This is a genomic window from Mycobacterium sp. NPDC050041 (assembly GCF_049541695.1).
Classification (GTDB): Bacteria; Actinomycetota; Actinomycetes; order Mycobacteriales; family Mycobacteriaceae; genus Mycobacterium.
Genome location: NZ_JBMVDG010000006.1, coordinates 1 through 19,842 on the forward strand (window position 1 = coordinate 1; position 19,842 = coordinate 19,842).

General features: G+C 69.1%; 26 protein-coding genes. 17 read left to right on the plus strand and 9 right to left on the minus strand.

What is annotated here, in order from left to right; all coding sequences use genetic code 11:
• Positions 1-213 precede the first annotated feature (213 nt).
• A complete protein-coding gene (locus ACPCHZ_RS18750) occupies positions 214-1,464 on the minus strand; it encodes a M12 family metallopeptidase (RefSeq protein ID WP_423486107.1) in 1,251 nt (416 codons plus the stop codon).
• A 184-nt stretch (positions 1,465-1,648) separates the two neighbouring features.
• Between ACPCHZ_RS18750 and ACPCHZ_RS18755 the strand changes: the two genes are divergently transcribed.
• Positions 1,649-2,563: an MBL fold metallo-hydrolase gene (locus tag ACPCHZ_RS18755; RefSeq protein WP_423486108.1), complete on the plus strand. Its 915-nt coding sequence runs from the start codon at positions 1,649-1,651 to the stop codon at positions 2,561-2,563.
• Positions 2,564-2,604: 41 nt separating this feature from the next.
• Here the strand turns inward: ACPCHZ_RS18755 and ACPCHZ_RS18760 are convergent, their stop codons facing one another.
• Positions 2,605-3,237 carry a TetR/AcrR family transcriptional regulator gene (locus tag ACPCHZ_RS18760; protein ID WP_423486109.1) on the minus strand — a complete coding sequence of 211 codons (633 nt, stop codon included), beginning with the start codon at positions 3,235-3,237 and terminating at the stop codon, positions 2,605-2,607.
• Positions 3,238-3,335: 98 nt separating this feature from the next.
• Between ACPCHZ_RS18760 and ACPCHZ_RS18765 the strand changes: the two genes are divergently transcribed.
• The gene (locus ACPCHZ_RS18765; protein WP_423486110.1) at positions 3,336-4,622 is read left to right on the plus strand and encodes an NAD(P)/FAD-dependent oxidoreductase; all 1,287 of its coding nucleotides are present in this window, start codon (positions 3,336-3,338) and stop codon (positions 4,620-4,622) included.
• 78 nt (positions 4,623-4,700) lie between these two features.
• On the opposite strand, the gene ACPCHZ_RS18770 is transcribed toward ACPCHZ_RS18765, so the two are convergent.
• Positions 4,701-5,543, minus strand: a complete 843-nt coding sequence (locus ACPCHZ_RS18770; RefSeq protein WP_423486111.1) for an alpha/beta fold hydrolase — start codon at positions 5,541-5,543, stop codon at positions 4,701-4,703.
• Between the two features lie 78 nt (positions 5,544-5,621).
• Between ACPCHZ_RS18770 and ACPCHZ_RS18775 the strand changes: the two genes are divergently transcribed.
• The 5 genes from ACPCHZ_RS18775 to ACPCHZ_RS18795 all read left to right on the plus strand — a co-directional run bounded on the left by ACPCHZ_RS18775 (position 5,622) and on the right by ACPCHZ_RS18795 (position 8,876).
• A complete protein-coding gene (locus ACPCHZ_RS18775; RefSeq protein WP_423486112.1) occupies positions 5,622-6,131 on the plus strand; it encodes a hypothetical protein in 510 nt (169 codons plus the stop codon).
• A 146-nt stretch (positions 6,132-6,277) separates the two neighbouring features.
• A complete protein-coding gene (locus ACPCHZ_RS18780) occupies positions 6,278-7,135 on the plus strand; it encodes a transglutaminase-like domain-containing protein (RefSeq protein WP_423486113.1) in 858 nt (285 codons plus the stop codon).
• Between the two features lie 87 nt (positions 7,136-7,222).
• Positions 7,223-7,708, plus strand: coding sequence for a carboxymuconolactone decarboxylase family protein (locus ACPCHZ_RS18785; RefSeq protein ID WP_423486114.1), 486 nt, complete (start codon positions 7,223-7,225; stop codon positions 7,706-7,708).
• An 86-nt stretch (positions 7,709-7,794) separates the two neighbouring features.
• Complete coding sequence (locus tag ACPCHZ_RS18790; RefSeq protein WP_423486115.1) at positions 7,795-8,445, plus strand: FKBP-type peptidyl-prolyl cis-trans isomerase; 651 nt, start codon at positions 7,795-7,797, stop codon at positions 8,443-8,445.
• Positions 8,446-8,510: 65 nt separating this feature from the next.
• Positions 8,511-8,876 (plus strand): RNA-binding S4 domain-containing protein, encoded by a 366-nt coding sequence (locus ACPCHZ_RS18795; RefSeq protein WP_364984091.1) that lies wholly within the window; start codon positions 8,511-8,513, stop codon positions 8,874-8,876.
• 41 nt (positions 8,877-8,917) lie between these two features.
• On the opposite strand, the gene ACPCHZ_RS18800 is transcribed toward ACPCHZ_RS18795, so the two are convergent.
• The gene (locus ACPCHZ_RS18800) at positions 8,918-9,364 is read right to left on the minus strand and encodes a hypothetical protein (protein ID WP_423486116.1); all 447 of its coding nucleotides are present in this window, start codon (positions 9,362-9,364) and stop codon (positions 8,918-8,920) included.
• Between the two features lie 209 nt (positions 9,365-9,573).
• Here ACPCHZ_RS18800 and ACPCHZ_RS18805 point away from each other — a divergent pair, with 209 nt between their 5' ends.
• The 4 genes from ACPCHZ_RS18805 to ACPCHZ_RS18820 all read left to right on the plus strand — a co-directional run bounded on the left by ACPCHZ_RS18805 (position 9,574) and on the right by ACPCHZ_RS18820 (position 12,168).
• The gene (locus ACPCHZ_RS18805) at positions 9,574-9,861 is read left to right on the plus strand and encodes a DUF732 domain-containing protein (protein WP_423486117.1); all 288 of its coding nucleotides are present in this window, start codon (positions 9,574-9,576) and stop codon (positions 9,859-9,861) included.
• A 26-nt stretch (positions 9,862-9,887) separates the two neighbouring features.
• Positions 9,888-10,694, plus strand: coding sequence for a DNA-formamidopyrimidine glycosylase family protein (locus ACPCHZ_RS18810; RefSeq protein ID WP_423486118.1), 807 nt, complete (start codon positions 9,888-9,890; stop codon positions 10,692-10,694).
• A 42-nt stretch (positions 10,695-10,736) separates the two neighbouring features.
• A complete protein-coding gene (locus tag ACPCHZ_RS18815) occupies positions 10,737-11,279 on the plus strand; it encodes a hypothetical protein (protein WP_423486119.1) in 543 nt (180 codons plus the stop codon).
• Between the two features lie 109 nt (positions 11,280-11,388).
• Positions 11,389-12,168 carry a DUF6498-containing protein gene (locus ACPCHZ_RS18820; protein ID WP_423486120.1) on the plus strand — a complete coding sequence of 260 codons (780 nt, stop codon included), beginning with the start codon at positions 11,389-11,391 and terminating at the stop codon, positions 12,166-12,168.
• Here the strand turns inward: ACPCHZ_RS18820 and ACPCHZ_RS18825 are convergent.
• Both ACPCHZ_RS18825 and ACPCHZ_RS18830 read right to left on the minus strand, forming a co-directional pair.
• Entirely contained in the window at positions 12,165-12,470 is a 306-nt protein-coding gene (locus ACPCHZ_RS18825) for a hypothetical protein (protein WP_423486121.1), read from the minus strand. The genes ACPCHZ_RS18820 and ACPCHZ_RS18825 overlap by 4 nt on opposite strands.
• A gap of 12 nt (positions 12,471-12,482) precedes the next feature.
• Complete coding sequence (locus ACPCHZ_RS18830; RefSeq protein WP_423486122.1) at positions 12,483-12,920, minus strand: VOC family protein; 438 nt, start codon at positions 12,918-12,920, stop codon at positions 12,483-12,485.
• Positions 12,921-13,023: 103 nt separating this feature from the next.
• On the opposite strand from ACPCHZ_RS18830, the gene ACPCHZ_RS18835 reads away from it, so the two are divergent.
• Complete coding sequence (locus ACPCHZ_RS18835) at positions 13,024-13,431, plus strand: nuclear transport factor 2 family protein (RefSeq protein ID WP_423486123.1); 408 nt, start codon at positions 13,024-13,026, stop codon at positions 13,429-13,431.
• Here the strand turns inward: ACPCHZ_RS18835 and ACPCHZ_RS18840 are convergent, their stop codons facing one another.
• Positions 13,432-14,544, minus strand: a complete 1,113-nt coding sequence (locus tag ACPCHZ_RS18840) for a spore photoproduct lyase family protein (RefSeq protein WP_423486124.1) — start codon at positions 14,542-14,544, stop codon at positions 13,432-13,434. It lies immediately after the preceding gene.
• 66 nt (positions 14,545-14,610) lie between these two features.
• Between ACPCHZ_RS18840 and ACPCHZ_RS18845 the strand changes: the two genes are divergently transcribed.
• From ACPCHZ_RS18845 to ACPCHZ_RS18855, 3 genes are read left to right on the plus strand one after another with little or no spacing between them, the layout of a single operon-like run.
• The gene (locus tag ACPCHZ_RS18845; protein WP_423486125.1) at positions 14,611-16,185 is read left to right on the plus strand and encodes a class I adenylate-forming enzyme family protein; all 1,575 of its coding nucleotides are present in this window, start codon (positions 14,611-14,613) and stop codon (positions 16,183-16,185) included.
• A gap of 9 nt (positions 16,186-16,194) precedes the next feature.
• Positions 16,195-16,968, plus strand: a complete 774-nt coding sequence (locus ACPCHZ_RS18850; RefSeq protein WP_423486126.1) for an enoyl-CoA hydratase/isomerase family protein — start codon at positions 16,195-16,197, stop codon at positions 16,966-16,968.
• Positions 16,969-17,013: 45 nt separating this feature from the next.
• A complete protein-coding gene (locus tag ACPCHZ_RS18855; protein ID WP_364984059.1) occupies positions 17,014-17,388 on the plus strand; it encodes a nuclear transport factor 2 family protein in 375 nt (124 codons plus the stop codon).
• 10 nt (positions 17,389-17,398) lie between these two features.
• On the opposite strand, the gene ACPCHZ_RS18860 is transcribed toward ACPCHZ_RS18855, so the two are convergent.
• Positions 17,399-17,836: an SRPBCC family protein gene (locus ACPCHZ_RS18860; RefSeq protein ID WP_423486127.1), complete on the minus strand. Its 438-nt coding sequence runs from the start codon at positions 17,834-17,836 to the stop codon at positions 17,399-17,401.
• Complete coding sequence (locus ACPCHZ_RS18865) at positions 17,833-18,165, minus strand: ArsR/SmtB family transcription factor (RefSeq protein ID WP_423486128.1); 333 nt, start codon at positions 18,163-18,165, stop codon at positions 17,833-17,835. Before ACPCHZ_RS18865 ends, ACPCHZ_RS18860 begins: the two co-directional genes overlap by 4 nt.
• Before the next feature lie 115 nt (positions 18,166-18,280).
• Between ACPCHZ_RS18865 and ACPCHZ_RS18870 the strand changes: the two genes are divergently transcribed.
• On the plus strand, positions 18,281-19,072 hold the full coding sequence (locus ACPCHZ_RS18870; RefSeq protein ID WP_423486129.1) for a DUF899 domain-containing protein: 792 nt from the start codon (positions 18,281-18,283) through the stop codon (positions 19,070-19,072).
• Positions 19,069-19,812: a DUF899 family protein gene (locus tag ACPCHZ_RS18875; protein WP_423486130.1), complete on the plus strand. Its 744-nt coding sequence runs from the start codon at positions 19,069-19,071 to the stop codon at positions 19,810-19,812. Before ACPCHZ_RS18870 ends, ACPCHZ_RS18875 begins: the two co-directional genes overlap by 4 nt.
• Positions 19,813-19,842 lie beyond the last annotated feature (30 nt).

Consider the following 19,842-nt stretch of genomic DNA (forward strand, 5'->3'; position numbering starts at 1 on the left):
CGGCGGGGCCGGCGAGGCCGACGAAGGCGGCGGCGAAGGCGCTGGCGGCGAGGGTGGCGAATCCGAACTTGTTCATGGTCTTGCTTCTTTCTTGGATGCTTCTCGTTGTCTTCTGACTCCTTGAACTCGCAGGTCAGGGGTTTAATTCCGCTGGCAGAAATTGATGGCCGGGTGGCAGGAACTGCTCTACGAGTCAGGTCGGCAACGTCGGCGTCATCCCTGCCACCAGGAGGTGTAGGCCCGCCCGTCGTTTCCAGTGATGAAGGCATCGAGGTTCCTCGCCGAGCGGGAAATCGCGGTCACCTTCCGTCCCGCGGGGAAGAACCCGCCGATGGAGCGCCAGCGGTCGCCCAGTCCGGACCAGTCGGCGCCCTGGTACCACCAGGAGGTGTAGACGCGGCCGTCGTTGCCGGTGATGAACAGGTCGATGCTGTTGGGCGACTTCGCGATCGCGGTGACCGGTGCGCCTTTCGGGAAGACCCCGCCGATGTTGCGCCAGGTGTTGTTCAGTCCCGACCAGTCGGCGCCCTGGTACCACCAGGAGGTGTAGACCCGGCCGTCGTTGCCGACGACGAACAGGTCAAGGTTGCCTGCGCTGCGCGAGGTGACCGAGATCGGCGCACCCGCGGGGAAGAACCCACCGATCGAGCGCCAACGGTCGCCGATCCCCGACCAGTCCGGGTACATCGTGTGCACCGCGTTGATGTCGCCCTGCGACAGAGCCGTTCGCTGCCCCATCGTGACGCCCGCAGGCAACGGCACTCTCGGAACGATCGTGTCCTCGCCGCTGGTGCTGAACGCGGTCCGCGAGTAATGCATGATCGACCCGAAGTCGTAGGTGCCGAGATCGTCGCCGAGTTCGATCTGCTGATCGAAGTTGTGCCGGTTGTCGACCGGGACGGTGCCGAGGCGGATTTCGACGAACCTGTTGCGGTCTTCGCGGCTCTGTTCGTGCCAGAGCCCGACCGCGTGACCCATCTCGTGGATGACCGTGCCGGTCGGCGCGGTGGCGGTCAACTCGATGTCCTGACGTCCGGTCCGTTGCCGGCCGACCGGCGACCGACTCGCCGTGCTCGGCACGAAGCGGACGAAATCCGCCTGCCCGTTGCGGGGCACGAACCGGATCCTGGTGTTGTTGGTCCAGTGAGCGACGGCATCGGTCACGCGTTGCCGGTTCGGCAGCGCCGGGTCCACCTCGAAGGGCACGACACCGTTCGGCCAGCGGAATTCATTGCCGGTACGGCCGATTCCCTCGAGTCCCGCCCGGCCCCGCACCTCCTCCACGGTGCCCAGGACGATGTCTCCCTCGAACACCGCCAGCCCGTCCACGTCGGCGTAGCGCACCTCGCGTTCGCCGCCGTCGAATGTGCCGACGAGCGCTGTGCCGGCTTCAGGACCGGTCCGGTACTCCCCCGTGGCCTCGTCGTCGTGAAGTTCGACCTGCTTGATGTCCTCGACAGTCATCGTGTCCCCCTTGTTGATCGATCAGCTCTCGGTAAGAACTGTCCGGCCGTCGGGACTCGAACACACGGGTAGTGCAATACGTCAGTCGGTCCGCTCATGGATGAATCCGGCCGCCGGGAAACGATCAACGAGGAGACAGGTTATTCCCCACTGTCTTCTGACAAGCCCTCAGGAGGAGAAGAACATGAGCTTGGTCGACATCTCACACCCGGCCGGGACGGCGCACGACGAGTTGGTTCCTTCGCGGTACGCGCTGAAGGTCGGCGACATCGACGTTCTGGTGATCAGCGACGGGGTGCTGCCGATCACCGCCGTGACGATGGCCACCAACGCCGCTCCTGCCGACCTGTCGGCGTGGCTCGAGGACATGTACCTGCCGCCCGAGGTGCTCGACTGGCCGTTGAACGTTGCCGTGGTCCGCAGCGGAGGCAAGACCATTCTCATCGACTCCGGTCTGGGAACGGAGTTTCCCGACTTCCCGCGGGCCGGACAGTTGGCCATGCGACTCGTCGCCGCCGGAATCGATCCTGCCTCCGTGACCGACGTGGTGCTCACCCATCTGCACATGGATCACATCGGCGGGCTGCTCGTCGACGGGCTCCGGAATCAGCTGCGGCCCGATCTGCGGGTCCACCTCGCCGCGGCCGAAGCCGAGTTCTGGGAGGCGCCCGACTTCTCCCGCACCGTCATGCCCGCCCCGATCCCGGACGTACTGCGACGGACCGCCGCGCAGTTCCTCGACCTCTACCGCGGCCGGCTGCGGCCGTTCGAGACCGAATACGAGGTCGCACCCGGCGTGCTGCTCCGCCGCACGGGCGGCCACACCCCGGGACACAGCATCGTCCGCCTCGAATCACGGGGCGAGGCACTCACATTCGCCGGCGATGCGGTGTTCCAGCCCGGATTCGACAACCCTGATTGGCAGAACGGATTCGAACACGACCCCGAGGAAGCGACACGCGTCCGGATCGCACTGCTGCAGGAACTGGCGGCGAGCGGCGAGGCGCTGGTGGCCACCCACCTGCCGTTCCCGTCGGTCTGCCACGTGGCGGTCACCGGCGACGGCTTCCGCATGGTGCCCGCTGTGTGGGATTACTGACCAGCCGGGATTACCGACCAGCCGGGATTACTGACCAGCCGTCACTTCTGGTCCGTGCTCGGCTCGTCGAGAGTGGCGAGGTAGCGGCCGGCGAGATCGCCGAGTTCGGCGATCCCCTCGGCGATCTGCCGGGCGACCTGGGCCGGGTCGTCGTCGATCCGGCCGCGCAGGTTGCCGGTGCGCCAGAGTGTGGCCAGTCCGTGCGACATCGACCACCCGGCGACCACGACGCCCGTCACGTCCGAAGTGGTCGGTGCCGCCACGCTCATCCTGGCGCTGTCGTAGAGGAGCGCGAAGGCTTCGTCGCGGGCCTCGATGAGGTGCGGATCGTCGTCGCCGTACAGGTCGGGGCGGAACATCACCTCATAGTGCCCAGGATGGGTGATGGCGAACATGACATAGGCCATGCCGCCCCTGAGGAATGCGTCGGGGCCTGTCGCGGCGGGCCGGATCGCGTTGACTGCCAATCGGAATCCCTCGGTGGCGACCGCGGCGAACAAGCCGGCCTTGTCGCCGAACTGGTATGCCAGCGCCGCGTGCGTCACCCCGGCGCGGCGCGCGATCTCACGCATGCTCACTCCGGCGGCGCCGACCCGCTGCACCTCCGCGACCGCGGCCTCGATCGCAGCTTCGCGTAGACGGCCGTGGTGGTAGGAACGGGAGCCACCTGACATGGGAGAAGCCTAACGCAGGATCTGACCATTGATAAGTTCGCGCTTTCGATGCAGACTGGCCATTGGTAAGTTCGTTGCTGCGAGCGCGGGACGGTTCGGTGCGGATCTTCGATGTGGTGGTGGTGGGCGCGCGCTGCGCGGGCTCCCCGCTGGCCGTGATGCTCGCGCGCCGGGGGTTCAGCGTCTGCGTGGTGGACAAGGCACAGTTTCCCTCCGAGACCCCGTCCACTCACGTCATCCAGCCCTGCGGAGCAAGCGTTCTCGAACGTATCGGCGCACTGGAAGCGGTGTTGGCGGCCGGCGCCGTGCCGATCGATCGCATCACGCTGGTCAACGAGGACGTGCGTATCGACGGCGGGCTCGACCCCGCGGTGTTCCCTCGGCCGGGCTTGTGTGTGCGGAGGCTGACCCTCGACGCACTGCTCGTCGAGGCGGCAGGCGCGGCGGGTGTCGACGTGCGGACAGGAGTGAAGGTCGCCGGGCTGCTCACCGACGGCGGGCGGGTGGTCGGTGTCGAGACCGACCGCGGACCGATCAGGGCGCGCCTGGTGGTCGGCGCCGACGGCCGGCAGTCCAAGGTGGCCGTGACCGTCGGGTCCCAGGAGTACCTGACCACCCCGGCCGGCCGGATGCCGGCGTGGGCCTACTTCGAGGGAGTCACCGCTCGGGAGGGGCGCCTGCGACTCGCACGCCTCGGCGAGCACGGGTATCTGGCCTGCCCTACCGATGGTGGTCTGTACATGGTCACCATCGCCACCGGCGCCGGTCTGCGCACGGACCGCGATGCGGAGTTCAGCGCAGGCATTTCCGGCTGGCCCGAACTCGACGAATTGCTCACCGGCGCAAGCCGAGTCGGCCCGATCCGGGTGATGACGAAGTGGCACGGCTACTTTCGTCAGGCTGCGGGGCCGGGCTGGGTCCTGGTCGGTGACGCCGGGCACTTCAAGGACTTCACGCCGGCACAGGGTATCGCCGACGCACTGCGGCAGGCCGAGCGTCTGGCCGATGTACTGCCCGCCGACCTCTCCGACGGCCGGGCCGTCGACGCGGCGACCCGGAGGTGGTGGCGCTGGCGTGACCGCGACGCCTACCCGATGTACTGGTTCGCCACGGACATGGGAGCGCCCGGACCGCCGACCCCACTGGTCACGGAGATGCTGCGCGACATCTCCATCGATCCCGTTGCGACGCAGACGATGCTGCGCGTACTCAATCACGAAGTCGGCCCGCAACGGCTGATGACCCCGAGACGGCTGGCAGTCGCCTGCACACGGGCACTTCGTCGTCGTCCCGGCGCGACGACCGCGGAATTGGCGAGCACATTGGGCCACCGGTTTCGCCGCGCACTCCTGAGCCGTCGAGCATCGCCGCGCATTGCCGGCTGATTGGTTCGCGCTCATCCGTTTTCGGCGCCGAACCACCTCCGTGGGTCGATCTGCTGACCCTGGCTGTCGGCACCGGGTTCAGAAGAGGTCCGGGGTCTCCGGCGGCACGTCGTCGAGAAAAGCCGTGATCATCGGCACCAGTACCGCTGAGGCCCCCGAGATTCCGATGTGTGACATCGCCGGGAGCACCACCAGTCGTGCGGCCGGAACGTCGGTCAGCGTCCCCGATGCCGCTGCCTGCGCGTCGCCTCCCCCACGCAGCGTGAACATCGCCAGCGCGTGCTCGGGCGTCACTCCGTCCGCGTCGCCGACGATGACCATCGTCGCGGCGGAGATCGACCGCATCGCCTCGTCGCTGATGTCCTGATCGTTGATGTTGAGGGTCTTCATCTTGTCGACATAGGCATCGAAGGCCGAGGGGTCGGCGGTGTGTTCCTTGAACGCCGCCTCCACCGGCGTGCCGGCGAACGCATCGGCGGTGAGACCGCCGAGGGCCTCGAACACCGACGGATACCAGCCGTCCTTGCGGAAGGTCGCCGACATCGACACCAGCTTGTTCACCAGCGAGCCGTGCCGGATCGCGAGCTGCAGCGCGACCCCACCGCCCTGCGAGTAACCCATCACGTCCGCGCGCGCCACCCCCAGCGCGCGCAGCAGCGCGGCGGCGTCGTCGGCGAATTGCTCGTAGGACATCGCCCGCGCGGTGTCCGGGGTGCGGCCGTGCCCCTGTTGGTCGAACACGATCACCGGGCGGTCGGCGGCCAGGGCCTCTGCCCACACCGTCATGGAACCGGTGGCCATGAACGCGCCGGGAATCAACAACAGCGGGGTCTTCGACGCACCGAAGTCGCCATACACCTCGTGGTAGAGGTTCAGTCCGTTGATCGGCAGGTGACCGCCGCGCGGAGGCTTGTTCTCCATCAGTTCTCGCCTTCCCTCATCGGTTCGTCTCAGGACAGACCTCCTGGGCGGCAGCAACTCATCGTGGATACTCCTCCCATGCCGATGTACGTGCGACACACCCGCGCGGTGCAGATAGACGAACTGGCACCCCACGTCCGCGAGAAGCTCACCGACCACGCCGAAGCGCACCAACTCGACCTCACCGCAGTGCGGATGTGGCTCACCCACAGCGAGAACCCGCCGGCCGAGAAGGGCCTCGCGAAGCTGATGCGGCGCCGGGCCAACTCCGCGGATCCCGACGCCGAGCACGACACCGTCGCGATACTGCACCCGACCCACCTCCTCGTGGCCATCGACGGCGCCGTCCGTGGAACCTCGGTCCTGTCGCTGCCGCTGACGCAGGCATCGATCGCCGCAGGCACCGGCCTGGGCGCCGCACTGGGCCAACTGGCCGGTGAAACCGCCGGGTTCACGATCACCGGCTTCGCCGGCGGTGAGCGGCCCGGCAGCTTCTACGTCGGACTGGGCACCGAACCCACTGCGGCAGAATGCTTCACGGCCATCGAGTCGGCGATCGTCGCGGCCAAGAACCCCACCGCCCGGTGATCCGCGACACCGGCGGCGACCCGATGCGACCGGCTCGCCGAGCGACCGCCACCGACCGCCGCTAGGGTGTGCGCATCGTCGCCGCGGTCAAGAAGGTGTGCCGTTACCCATTGCGATGACGAATCCGTCGACGAAAGCGGTGCGTGATGTCCGTGTTGCCAGGCGAACAGTCAACAGGGTCCGTCGATGCCCCGCCTGCGTTCAAGCGCGACGTCGGCGCAGACCTCGAAGTCGACATCATCGCCGCGACCACCCTGGAGTTCCAGATCGCCCTCGCACCCCAGCCCGGGGCGCAGGTCACCGAGTCTCTCGAATTCCGCTGCAACGGCTCGGCCGTCGAAGCCCAGGAGCTCATCGGCGAGCACGGCACGCGCATCCATCGCTTCGACGCGCCCGAAGGAACCGTCACCGCCTCGTACCGGGCCACAGTCCTGGGTCGCACCGATCCGGCGGACGTCCGTGACATCGACACGTCGACCTATCTGCGGCCGAGCCGTTACGCCGAGGCGGACAAGTTCTTCGGCTTCGCCGCCACCGAGTTCGGCGAGTACGCCGACTCGGCGACTCTGCTGGAGAAGGTTTCATCGTGGGTGGGAACGCGGCTCGCCTACGTGCCGGGGTCCAGCGACCCGATCGACGGAGCCGCGGACACCCTGCTGGCCGGTTCCGGGGTGTGCCGCGACTACGCCCACCTGGTGATCGCGCTGCTGCGCGCGGTCAACGTCCCGGCGAGGATGGTCGCCGTCTACGCACCGGGCTGCGACCCGATGGATTTCCACGCGGTGGCGGAGGCTCTCATCGACGGTGTCTGGCGCGTGGTGGATCCGACCTGCCTGGCGCCGCGCCAGTCGATGGTGCGCATCGCCACCGGGCGCGACGCCGCCGACACCGCGTTCCTGGACAATCACAAGGGATCGATCAACCTGCGGTACATGGAGGTTCGCGCAGTGGTCGACGGCGATCTGCCTCGTGACTCCGTGCACGACCTGGCCGTGCTGAGCTGAGAAGGGCGTCGATTCTCGGCGACGTGTCACAAAACGCCCGCCGCCGGCATCTAGAGGTCGTCCAGCACCACAGCACAGGAGGACGACATGGATGCACGGTTCGATCTGTTCGGCAACGAACTCGCCACGAAGTTCGCCAAGCGGTTCACCACAGCCGCCAGGGTGATCGAAGAATCGACGCTGCCGGACACCACGAAGGAGTTGGTCAGCCTGCGGGCGAGCCAGATCAACGGCTGCGCCTTCTGCACCGACATGCACACCAAGGAGGCGGCGGCCGCCGGTGAGACCGCGCTGCGGTTGCACATGGTGGCCGCGTGGCGAGAGGCCACCGTCTTCACCGAGGCCGAACGGGCCGCGCTGGCGTTCGCCGAGGAGGGAACCGGGCTCGCCGACGCCCACACCGGCGTGTCCGACGACACGTGGGACCAGGTTCGCAAGCACTACGACGACGACCAGGTGGCGGCCCTCATCTGCCTGGTCGCCCTCACCAACGCCGCCAACCGGATGAACGTCATCGTGCGGAACCCCGGCGGCTCCTACGAAGCGGGCATGCTCGCACGGCTGTCGGGCTGAGCGAGAGCCCCGGGACCGGGCCGCGACTCGCGGCCCGGCCACCGGGCCTTCGGTCGACGGCCGCGCCGCCGGTAGCGTGGCCGATCGTGAACTCCTCTCGTCTGCCCTCGTCCATCGCGCTCGCCGCGTGTGCCGCATCGCTCCTCGTCGGGCTCACCGCGTGCGGGTCCGACACGAGCACCGCGTCGACGAGCTCCTCGTCGACACGCACACCGGTCGAATTCTTCCCGCCGTCCCCCGCGGCGCCACCGACCCCCGAAGCGCCTGCCACCGCCGCGGCGTGCCCGTCGGCGCCGCCCGCAGAGGGTGCGGCACCGGAGTGGACACTCCCCGGGAACACGGGCAGCGTGGCCGTCACCGGATCGACCGACGCGGCGGCTCCGCTCATCACCGTGACCGCGCCGTTCAGCGTCGGTGAGACCCAGGTGAAGACGCTGCAGGCGGGCGACGGACCGGTCGTCGCGGACACGGCATCGGTGTCGGTCTGCTACATGGGCGTCAACGGTCGTGACGGCTCGGTGTTCGACAGCAGCTACGTGGGCGGTCCCCCGGTCGAATTCTCGCTCGACGGCGTCGTGACGGGCTTCCAGAAGGCCATCGCCGGGCAGAAGGTCGGTTCCACCGTCGGTGTCGCGATGACTCCGGCCGACGGCTACCCCGACGGTCAGCCCAGCGCCGGGATCGAGAAGGGCGACACGCTCGTCTTCGCGATCAAGATCCTCGACGCCTCGAGCTGAGTCGCGCCGTCCACTTCTCCTGGTCCCGCTGGATGAGTGCGCGCCGAGCCGCCATGATGGGTCTCGTGGAGGCGACGCGCGTGGACCGCTGGCTGTGGTCGGTGCGGTTGACGAAGACCAGGCCGGACGCCGCGGCGGCCTGCCGCGGTGGCCACGTCCGCGTCAACGACCGGATCGCCAAGCCGTCGACGATGCTTTCCCCCGGTGACCAGATCCGTGTCCGGATGGCCGACACCACGCGGATCGTCGAGGTGCTGCGGGTGATCCACAAGCGGGTCGGTGCGGCCGAAGCCGTGACGTGCTACCTCGACCGCACACCGGCCCGCCCCGCCGAGCCGGTGGTCGCGGTGGCGGTCCGAGACCGCGGGGCCGGGCGGCCGACCAAACGGGACCGACGGCTACTCGACAGGTGGCGCGCGGGCCTCGGTTAGCCCAGAGCGCGCTCACCACCCATGAGCGGCTGCTCCCTCCGTCACGAACGCCGCACCGACCCGGGCGGCATGTCGACGCCGATCTCATCGCAGATCGGCGGGATGATGATCAACGATCCGCGCGGGCTGCAGAACGGCGTGCCCGGCGGCAGCGGCGGCGGTGGAGGCGCCGGATGGAGCGCCGGCGGCGGCGTGGCCGGATGCGGTGCGCCGGACCACGGGTAGATCGTCCACGTGGTGACGTCGACGATGCCCTCGGAATTCCAGTACCAGTCATGGCAGACGTTGCGGTCCCACGTCAGCACCTGTCCGCCCGGGATGGCCGGGTCCCCGGGACACCAATGCGTACAGGTCTGTCCCACCGGGCAATTCCCGCCCTGGTAGCTGGGGCCCTGGGCGGCCGAGGTGCCCGCGCTCAGCGCGAAGCCGGTCAACGCCACCCCGCCGGACACCGCGGCCGCCGTCACGAACCGTGTGAGTCGGTTCAAGGTCGGATCCTCTCGTCGGGCACCGCCCCCTTGGCGTTGCTCGTGCTCGAGTACACGGCGCGCGGCCGGCTACCGATCCCAACATCTCGCAGCGTGGACGACCGGCGGCGCCACTTTCCGATGTTTGAGCGCACCCGTGGTGGACAATGACCAGCGTCAGCGTCCGCCACCTCGATCGAGCGATCCCGCCGCAAGCCGAAGGAAGTCCCATGGTCCGTTCATTCGCAGCCCTGGTCATCGCCGCATCCGCGGGGCTGGCCTTCGCATCGCCCGCGGCCGCCGGGGAGGCCGACTTCCTGCGGCTACAGGAGAAGTTCCCGTTCCTGTCCCAGGCGCAGCTGCTCACCACGGGCTATCAGGCCTGCCAGGCCTCGCGCAACGGCATCGGCTCGGCGACCATCGTCAGCATGGTGCAGAAGGAACTCGACCCCCTTGGCGTCACCGTGGGATCCGCGACGGACATCGTCTCCACCGCCATCGTCCAGCTCGACTGCTGAGTCGCCGCCGCGAGGAGCGCTGACGCGTGCCCGAGGGTGACACCGTGTACGCGCTGGCGCAACGCCTCGACCGCGCGTTGCGTGGTCGCACGCTGACCCACGGCGAGCTGCGGGTACCGAGCCACGCCACGGACGACCTCGCCGGCCGGAGCGTGCAGGCCCACATCACGCACGGCAAGCACCTGCTCACCCGGCTGTCGGGCGACCTCACCCTGCACACCCACCTCCGGATGTCCGGCTCGTGGACCATCTCGGAGACCGGCCGCTGGTTGCCGCGCGCGGTCATGCCCGACGTCCGGGTCGTCATGCGCACCGACGGGCCAGCCGCCTACGGCGTAAAGCTGCCCGTCGTCGAGCTGCTGCGCACCCGCGACGAACCCGATGTCGTCGGACACCTCGGCCCCGATCCGCTGCGCGACGACTGGGACCTCGAGGAGGCGGCGCGCCGCATCGCGGCCGAACCGGATCGCCCGCTCGTCGCCGCCCTGCTCGACCAGCGCTGCGTGGCGGGATTCGGCAACCTGTGGGCCAACGAGCTCTGCTTCCTGCGCGGCCACAGCCCGTGGACGCCGGTCGGACTCGTCGACGTACCTGCCCTGCTCGACCTCGGGGCGCGGGCGCTTCGACACTCGGCCACAGTGCCGGGCGCGATGCAGGTGACGACGGGGGTGCGCCGCAAGGGTGAGCAGCACTGGGTGGCGGGTCGCGCCGGCCGGCCGTGCCTGCGCTGCGGAACCACGGTACGGGTGGTCGCCGAGGTGCCCAACGATCCGGAACGGCGACGCACCTGGTGGTGCCCGCACTGTCAGCCGGGCCCGGCCGGGCCGCCGTAGGGGTGCGGAACACCCAAGCCGAAAAGCGGGTATCTCCCCTCCATGGCGGAGTACACCGATCCCGAACTGCGGGAGCGCATCAAGGAAGAGATCAAGGCCTCGGACAAGGGCGGCAGGAAGGGACAGTGGTCGGCACGCAAGAGCCAGCTGCTGACCCAGGAGTACGAGCGGCAGGGCGGCGGCTACCGAGGCCCGAAAGACGATCGGCAGAAGTCGCTGGAGCAGTGGGGCAAGGAAGACTGGCAGACGAAGGACGGCGGCGCGCGCGCCCGCGGCGACCGTGGTGAGACGAAGAGGTACCTGCCGAAGAAGGCATGGGATCAGCTCTCCGAGAGCGAGAAGAACGCCACCGACACCAAGAAGCGCGGCGCGTCGGCCGCCGGCAGGCAGCACGTGTCGAACACCAAGGCCGCCAAGGCCGCACGCACGGTCGGCCGGCTCGACGAGCTGCCGGTCGCCCAAGCCGTCAAGCTCGTCGGGGAACTCGACAAGCGCCAGCTCACCTCCGCCCTGCGGCGCGAGCGCGACGGCAAGGCCCGCAAGACGCTGATCGAGCGGCTGGAGGCGGAGCTTTCCCGACGCTGATCCCGGCGGCGCCTCGGTGGCCGGGCTAATCTCCGACGGGAAACGCGCACTCCGCGGTGCGCGGCTGTCCGCGGAGAGGAGCGACCATGCCGCCGACCGGGGCGACCACGTGACGCGTTTCGTCCACCCGCTGAGCTTGCTGGCGGTGATCGCGGTACCGATCGTCGGCTGGTTCTTCGAGGACTGGTCCGGACCCACGACGCTCGCGGTCTACTGGTTCGAGAACGTCGCGATGTGCGCGTTCATCGTGGCCCGGATCCTGTTGCACCGGCGGTGGTCTCCACGCAGCGGCCACTTCCGGTACACGGCGCCGAGTGCGGACCGGCGGAGTTCGCGCAACAGCTCCTCGTTCGTCACCGGCTTCGCCGTCACCAGTTTCGCGTTCTGCGCGGCGCACGCGGTGTTCCTCGCGGCGATCCTGTTCCTGCTCAATCGCAACGGCGAGGGCCGCCTCGCCGACGTCGACTGGCGCAGCGTCGGATTCGGATGCCTGAGCGTGCTCGCCTTCCTCGCGCTCGACTTCTTCGCCGACCTGTTCAGCCTGCGCAGCTGGTCGTTCTGGCAGCTCGAACAGACCGCCCAGCGGGGGCTGAGCCGCGTCGTCGTCGTCCACCTCACCCTGATCTTCGGATTCATCGGCATCGCCCTGACCGACTCGCCCAGCGCGTTCTTCGGGGTCTTCGTCGTCCTCAAGACGCTCGCATCGCTGAGCGCCGTGCTCCCCCAGTGGGAGCCCAAGACGCCGCCGAAATGGTTCAGCAACATCATGAACCGCGTCCCCAACGTCCGCCCGGGCGAGCGATTCGAGGACTTCTGGGCCGAGGACCGCGCCGACGAAGCGGAGCGGCGGGACCGCAACGAACGCCCGTGGACCGCTCGGCGACGCTAGCCCAGTGACCCGTCATCGGGTGCAGGGACGTGGGTCTCCCACCGTGCCCGGCGCTGCTCGTCGGTCTGCTCCCACCACGGCGTGCCCCGCTCCCCCAGCGCGACCTTGGCCGCGTGCACACCCGCACGCACGGTCGGTTCGCGATCGGTTCCGCGGGCCTGGCGCACCTTTCGCCGCCACGCCATCAGGATGCGGGTGAGTTCGGCCCGACGCTCCTCGGGGATCGCCGGGTCGGTCGCCCGCCACTTGCGTCCGTCGACGACGATGTGGTGCCCGTCGTCAGTTCTCGGCGGATCACTCATCGGTGCGGGCGGTCAGTCGAGGCAGAACTCGTTGCCCTCGGGATCGGCCATGACGATGTGGCCGCCCTGCAACGGGGGTGCCGGGTCGTGCCGGCCGAGCCGGGTGGCGCCGAGTCCTTCCAGTCGTTCGCACTCGCGCTCCAATACGGTCATCCGCTCGTCCCCGCTCGATCCGGGTGCCACGCGCACGTCGAGGTGCACCCGGTTCTTGGCGGCCTTGCCCTCCGGCACGCGCTGGAAGTAGACGCGCGGCCCGTGGTCATCCGGGTCGACGAGGGCCGAGGCGTCGTTGCGCCGTTCGGGCGGCACGCCCATCGCCTCCAGCGCGTCGTCCCAGGTGTCGAACCCGCCCGGCGGTGACTGGACGACGAAACCCAGGACCTCAGCCCAGAACCGGGCGAGGGCAGCCGGATCGGCGCAGTCGAACGTCACCTGGAGCTCGCGACCCATCCCGGCAGTCTATCGACCGTGACCCGACGGCGTCCCGAGGTCGAATGTGTGACGAACAGCTGACGTGCCGCATGGTCGGGGTAGTTGGGGGTACCTCGGCACCATGCATGATCTGGCGCAGAAATTCGTCAACGCACTGGACCGGCTGCACCGGGACCGCGACGTCGATCCGCTGGTGGAGCTGTTCGGTGACGACGCGACGCTGAACAAGGCCGGCCTCCCGCACGGACAGCGCGGCAAGGACGGCGCCCGGGCGTTCTGGCAGCAGTACCGCGATGTCTTCGGTGACATCGACGCGGCGTTCCGGCACCGGGTCACCGACGACGACGTGACGTTCCTGGAGTGGACCTCGGAGGGCACCCTGCGGGACGGGACGGCGTTCTGCTACGACGGGGTGAGCGTGCTCGAGGCGAAGGACGGCCGCATCACGGCGTTCCGCACGTACTACGACACCGCCGCGTTCCTCGACACCGACCTGGCCAGCGCGGTCGGCGGCCCGAAGCGCGGATAGTCAGAACGCGTACCGGATCCTGCAGTCCGGCAGCGTCGTGGCGATCAGGTCGGTGAGCTGCTGCACCCAGCGGCCCTTCCACGGCGTCTTGTACCGGACGTTCCACTGGCCGCTCTGACTCGGCTTGAGCTGCTGCAGGTCCGGCCGCCACAGCAGATCCTCACCCCTGGGGTGCCAGCCCATGTTGACGTCGTGCAGGCCCTCGTTGTGGGTGAGGAAGATGATCTCCGCGGCGAGTTGTTGCTTCGTCCGTTCGTTGGTGCCCTCGGCGATCTGCTCGAGCAGTTCCGCCCAGTCGGCCAGCCAGCTCTCGTGCACGATCACCGGGCTGAAGTTGAGGTGCACCTCGTAGCCCGCATCGACGAAGTCGTCGAGCGCGGCGATGCGGTCGGCGATCTTCGACGTGCGGATGTCGACGGTGCGCGACGTGTCGGCGGGCATCAGGCTGAAACGCACCCTGGTGCCGCCACGCGGGTCGTAGTCGAGCAGGTCGCGATTGACGAGTTTCGTCGCGAAACTCGCCTTGGCATTCGGGACCCGGGCGAACAAATCGACGAGATCGCGGACGTTGTCGGACACCATCGCGTCGACGGAGCAGTCACTGTTCTCACCGATGTCGTACACCCAATCGACGGGATCGCACTGGTTGGGCTCCGGCTTGACGCCTTGGCGTGCCGCGTGTCGCTCGAGGTAGCCGGTGATCTTCTCGATGTTGGCGAACACCGTGATCGGGTTGGCGTAACCCTTGCGTCGCGGCACATAGCAGTAGGAGCAGGCCATCGCGCAGCCGTTGGCGGTGGACGGCGCGATCCAGTCACTCGACCGTTCGTTGCGGCGTGCCGCCAGACTCTTCTTCTCGCCGAGCACCAGCACCTCGCGCTTGATGCGCACCCAGTCCTCGACGTTCCCCTCATTGCCGTACAGCCCCGGAATGGCCTGGTGCGACGCAACCTCGATCCGTTCGGCGCCGGCGTACCGGTCGAGCACCTGATGGGCGCGCGGTAACCGCTCGATACCCGGCTCGTGATAGATCCGCTTGATGTCGAGGAGGCGGTCGGCCAGCTCGGCCGGGGTCCGGCGGCCCGCTACCCCGTCGTGAAGCGTCGACGACATGCCTGTTTCAACGCGGTGCGGCGGCCGGGCGTTCCGCGATCGCCGCCGTTGGGCAGGATCGGCACTGTGACATCCCTCCCTGCGATTCCGCCGACCGTTCCGGCGCTGCTGCGGCGCAGCGTGCGTGACCACGGGGCGCACCCCTACCTCGTCACCCCCACCGACCGGCTCAGCTACGACGACGCCGACCGGCGCTCCGCCCACATCGCGCGGTGGCTGCTGCGCCGCGGCGTCGGCAAGGGCGCCCGTGTCGGGCTGTTCTTCCCCAACGGCGCCGAGTGGATGCTCTGGTGGCTCGCCTGCTCCCGAATCGGCGCGGTCGTGGTGCCGTTGAGCACGCTGTACGCGCCGGCGGAGATCGCCAAGGTGCTGCGCCTCGCCGACGTGGGACTGCTGGTGGCGCCGCCGCAGGTGCTCGCCACCGACACCTCGGACCGCCTGGAGGCCGCGCTGGCGGGGCTGGCCGCGCAGCGCGACGGCGACATCGCGGTGACCGCTGCGCCGTACCTGCGCCGCGTCGTGCTCACCGGGCCCACCGACCGCGCATGGGCCACCCGCTGGGACGACGACATCGCCGACGGGGTGGCGCCCGAGATCCTGGCCGCGGCCGAGGCCGAGGTGTCACCCGCCGACCTGGCCATCATGGTGCACACCTCCGGGTCCACCGCGGACCCGAAGGGCGTGCTGCACACCCACGGCACGCTGGCCCGCCAGACCTCGACGTGGCCCGCCGCGGTCAGGGCGATCTCGCGGTCCTCCGGCCCGCCCCGGATCCTCTGTGCGATGCCGTTCTTCTGGATCGGCGGCGTGCTCGCGGCGACAGGCGCGTTGCACGAACCGACCACGGTGCTCACCATGCCGCGGCTCGACGCGGGCACCGCGCTCGACCTCATCGAGCGGGAGCGGGCCACCGGCGTCGTGGGCTGGCCTGCGTTCACGCAGCGGCTGCGCGAACACCCCAGCTTCGCCGGCCGCGACCTCAGCAGTGCGCCCATGCTGCGCGACGGACCGCTCGACATCGCGATGACCGACGTCCCGGACGGTTACCCGGTGCACCGCGCCATGTCCGAGACCGCGGGCGGCTTCGTCTTCACCGACATCGCGATCGTCGACGACGACGGCGTGCCCGTACCCGACGGGAGCACCGGGGAACTGCTGATCCGCGGCGTCGGGGTGATGGCCGGCTACAACAAGAAGGAACGATGGGAGACCTTCGACCGCGACGGCTGGTACCACACCGGTGACCGGGTGTACCGCAGGACCGGCGACCCTCGGCTGTTCTACGTCGGCCGCACCGGTGACCTCATCAAGGCCGCGGGCGCCAACGTGTCCCCGCTGGAGGTCGAGGCGGTGATCGAGTCGTCGGCCGACGTGGCGCAGTGCGTGGTCGTCGGGGTGGACCATCCGCAACGCGGCGAGGAGGTGTGCGCGGTCGTCGTCCCGGCGCTGGCGGGCCCTCCGGACTTCGCCGCCCTCGCGGCGTTCGCGCGCGACCACCTGTCGGCCTACAAGATCCCCACCCGGTGGGCGTCGGCCGCGAGTGACCGCATCCCGACGCTCGCCAGCGGCAAGCTCGACCGCCGGACCCTGCGGACGATGATCGCCGACGGTGCGCTGGAGTCGACACACCTGCACACCTAGTGTTCAGCCATGGGATTCGTCACCTATGAGCTCGACGACCACGTCGCGACCATCACGATGGACCGCCCCGAGGCGCGCAACGCCATCAACGGTGCGCTGCGCAGTGACCTCAACGCGGCATGGAACACGTTCCGTGACGACGAGGACGCCTGGGTCGCGATCCTGACCGCCAACGGCGACGTGCACTGCGCCGGCGGCGACCTGAAGGACAGCGAAGGCGTGGTGGGCACCTTCGGCGGAACCTTCTGGGAGAAGCCCACCATCAACTCCTTCGAGAGCGGCATGGAACTGTTCAAGCCCACCATCGCCGCGGTGCATGGTCCCTGCATCGGTTACGGATTGACCGGAGTGCTGTTCTGCGACTTCGTGATCGCGAGCACCGAGGCCACCTTCTCCTATCCCGAGGTGGCGATCGGCGTCCCGACGATCGTCGGGGCCATCCGGCTGCCCCAGCGCGTCGGATGGGCCAACGCGATGGAACTGCTGCTGACCGGCAAGCCGATGAGCGCGCAACGCGCGAAGGAGATCGGCCTGGTGTGGAAGCTGGTGGAACCCGATGTGCTGCAACAGGAGGCCCGCGCCTGGGCGCGGACGCTGACCGAGGCGGCACCGCTGGCCCAGCGGGCCACCAAGGAGGTCGCCTGGCGCTCGGCGGACATGGGTTGGATCGAGTCGGTCCGGTTCGGCGAGACGATGCGCAAGGTGGCCGGTGCCACCGCGGATGCGGCCGAAGGCCCGAAAGCCTGGCTGGAGAAGCGCAGACCCACCTGGCGCGGCCGCTGATCGGTCCCGGTCTTGAACGTCGCCGCGCACGGGTATCCCGTCCGGATGACTGATGAAGTGCTCGATCTGCTCCTGGAACTCGAACGTGCCGGCTGGGACTCGCTGTGCAACAGCACCGGGTCCGAGTTCTACGGCGGGGTCATGCTGCCCGACGCCCTGATGGTGCTCGCCAACGGCATGGTGATGGACCGCGACGCGGTGGTCGAGGCGTTGTCGCAGTCCCCGCCGTGGAGCCGCTACGAGATCGGTGACGTCCGCCTCGTACGCCCCGCCGACGACACGGGAATCCTCGTCTACACCGCGACCGGATATCGCGACGGCGACGGTCCGGCGTTCGTCGGCGCGATGTCCAGCGTCTACACCCGCACCGACGCCGGCTGGAAACTCGCGCTCTACCAGCAGACCCAGATCCCCGGCTGACGTCCCGGCGTCAGCCGCCGGCGAGCGCCTCGGCGAGTTGTTCGCAGATCGCAGTCCAGCCGCCGTGGAAGCTGTCGTACTCGTGGGGCGGCAGCATCGCGTGTTCGATGGCCATCACCGTCTCGTCGTCACCGGTCGGCGTGAACGACACCTCGACCACGCTGCGCACCGTCGGATCCGGCCAGTCGGAGTTGCTCCACGTCAACCGCAGCAGCCGCGGCCGCTCGATGACGAGGAAGCGGCCGGTGATGAGCACCAGCGTGCCCGCGTTGTCGACGTCGAACCGGAACCGGCCGTCGACGCGTGGGTCGATGAAGACGTGGATGCACCGGTCTGGGCGCGGACACATCCACTCCGCCAACGATTCCGGATCCAGCCACTGGTCGAACACCACATCGGGCGGGGCGGGCATCACGCGTTGCACCCGGACGACCGGCGCCTCGGTCACCGTGTCGTCCCCTTCCTGCGCAAGCGGTCGTGCAGTGCGTCGGCGCGTGCGGTCCAGAAGTCCGTCTGCTGGTCGAGCCACCGCTGCGCCAGTGTCAGCCCGTCGGGACGCAGTGACACCCAGTGCTCGCGGCCGCGAACCTCGCGTTGCACCAGGCCCGCCGACTCGAGCACGCCGATGTGCCGCGACACCCCGGCGAACGTCATCGGCAGGGGCGCCGCGAGGTCGGTGATCCGCGCATCGCCACCGCGCAGCGCCTCCAGCAGCCGGCGGCGGGTGGGGTCCGCCAGCGCACCGTAGGTGCGGTCGAGCACCTGATCTTCAACCATCTTGTTGACTATAGCGGGCGGCTGTGTTGTGGTGGAGTCCGAATGTTCAACCGATCTGTATAACGTTTGGCGCGGTCGTCGACGCCGACGCCGTGGTGGAGAGAGGGGACGGGCGATGCACACGCCTCCGGTAGTGGCCGCACAGCAGTGGGAGGCTGCTCTGCAGGAGATGCTGGTCAAGGAGAAGGAGATGACCCGCGCGAGGGACGCCCTCGCCGCGCAGCGCCGACGGATGCCGTGGATGGCGGTCGACCAGGAGTACGTCTTCGACGGGCCCGACGGCGAGGTGAGTCTGCTCGACCTCTTCGCGGGACGGCGCCAGTTGATCGTCTACCGCGCGTTCGTGGATCCCGGGCTGCACGGGTGGCCGGACCACGGCTGCGTCGGGTGCTCCCTGATGGCCGACCACATCGGCAACCTCGCGCACCTCAACGCCCGTGACACCACGCTGGTGTACGTGTCGCGCGGTTCGCAGGCCGACATCGCCCGCATCAAGGCCCGGATGGGATGGGACATCCCCTGGTACACCATGATCGCCGAACCGGACAGCGGTTTCGACGTCGACTTCGGGGTGCACGAATGGCACGGCACCAACGCCTTCATCCGCGCCGGCGACACCGGCGAACAGGTGTTCCGCACCTACTTCATCAGCAACCGCGGCGACGAGGCCTTCGTCAACACCTGGAGCTTTCTCGACATGACAGCGCTGGGCCGGCAGGAGACGTGGGAGGACTCGCCGCAGGGGTATCCGCAGAGCCCGGCCCATGAATGGTGGAGCTGGCACGACGAGTACGGCCGTCGCGAGCCGTCGCGGTGGTTCGGCGAGCCCGATCCCGACGACCCGAACGACATCCGCCCCGCGCCTGAGCCGCAGGCCTGCGCACACTGCGCCCCGTCGAATCCGTGACCGGCATTCCGCCGGGAGCGCCGCTGCCCCCGCCCGTCGACCGTGCCGCGTTCGAGGCGCAACTCGCCGAACTGAGGGTCCGGGAGAAGGCGCACATCCGGCAGGGCGACGCGATCGCCGCGGCACGCCGTCGGCTGCCGATGGTCGAGGTGGACGCCGGACTCGAGATCGCCGGCCCAGGTGGCCCCCTCACCCTCCGCGACGCCTTCGACGGACGCACTCAGCTCGTCGCCTACTACTTCATGTGGAACCCCGGGCGGCCGGCTCCCGAGCAGTGCGAGGGCTGCACCTGGGTGACCACGCAGGTCACGGAGCTGTCGTACCTGCACTCGCGGGACATCACCTACGCCGTGTTCTGTCAGGGTCCGCTCGACGAGAGTCTGCGCTATCGCGAGTTCATGGGCTGGGACGTGCCGTGGTACTCCGCGCTGCCGTCCCTGGATCGGCTGCTCGTCGGGCGGCAGGCCGGAATGATGCACATCGTCTGCTACGTACGCGACGGTGACCGGGTGTTCGAGACCTACTGGACCACACTGCGCGGTGTCGAGGCGATGGACTACAGCCTCGCGCTGATGGACCTCACCGTCTACGGGCGGCAGGAGCCGTGGGAGGACTCACCGTCCGGCTGGCCGCAGTCCTGGCAGGTCGACGGCTCCAACACGCGCAGCGACGGCCGGCCGACAGCTCAGTGGTCCCGCATCGAAGCCGGACGGTCCGACGATCTCGGTGCGGGCCGCTGACGGCCTGATTCGTGCAGTGGGCCCCCGGCC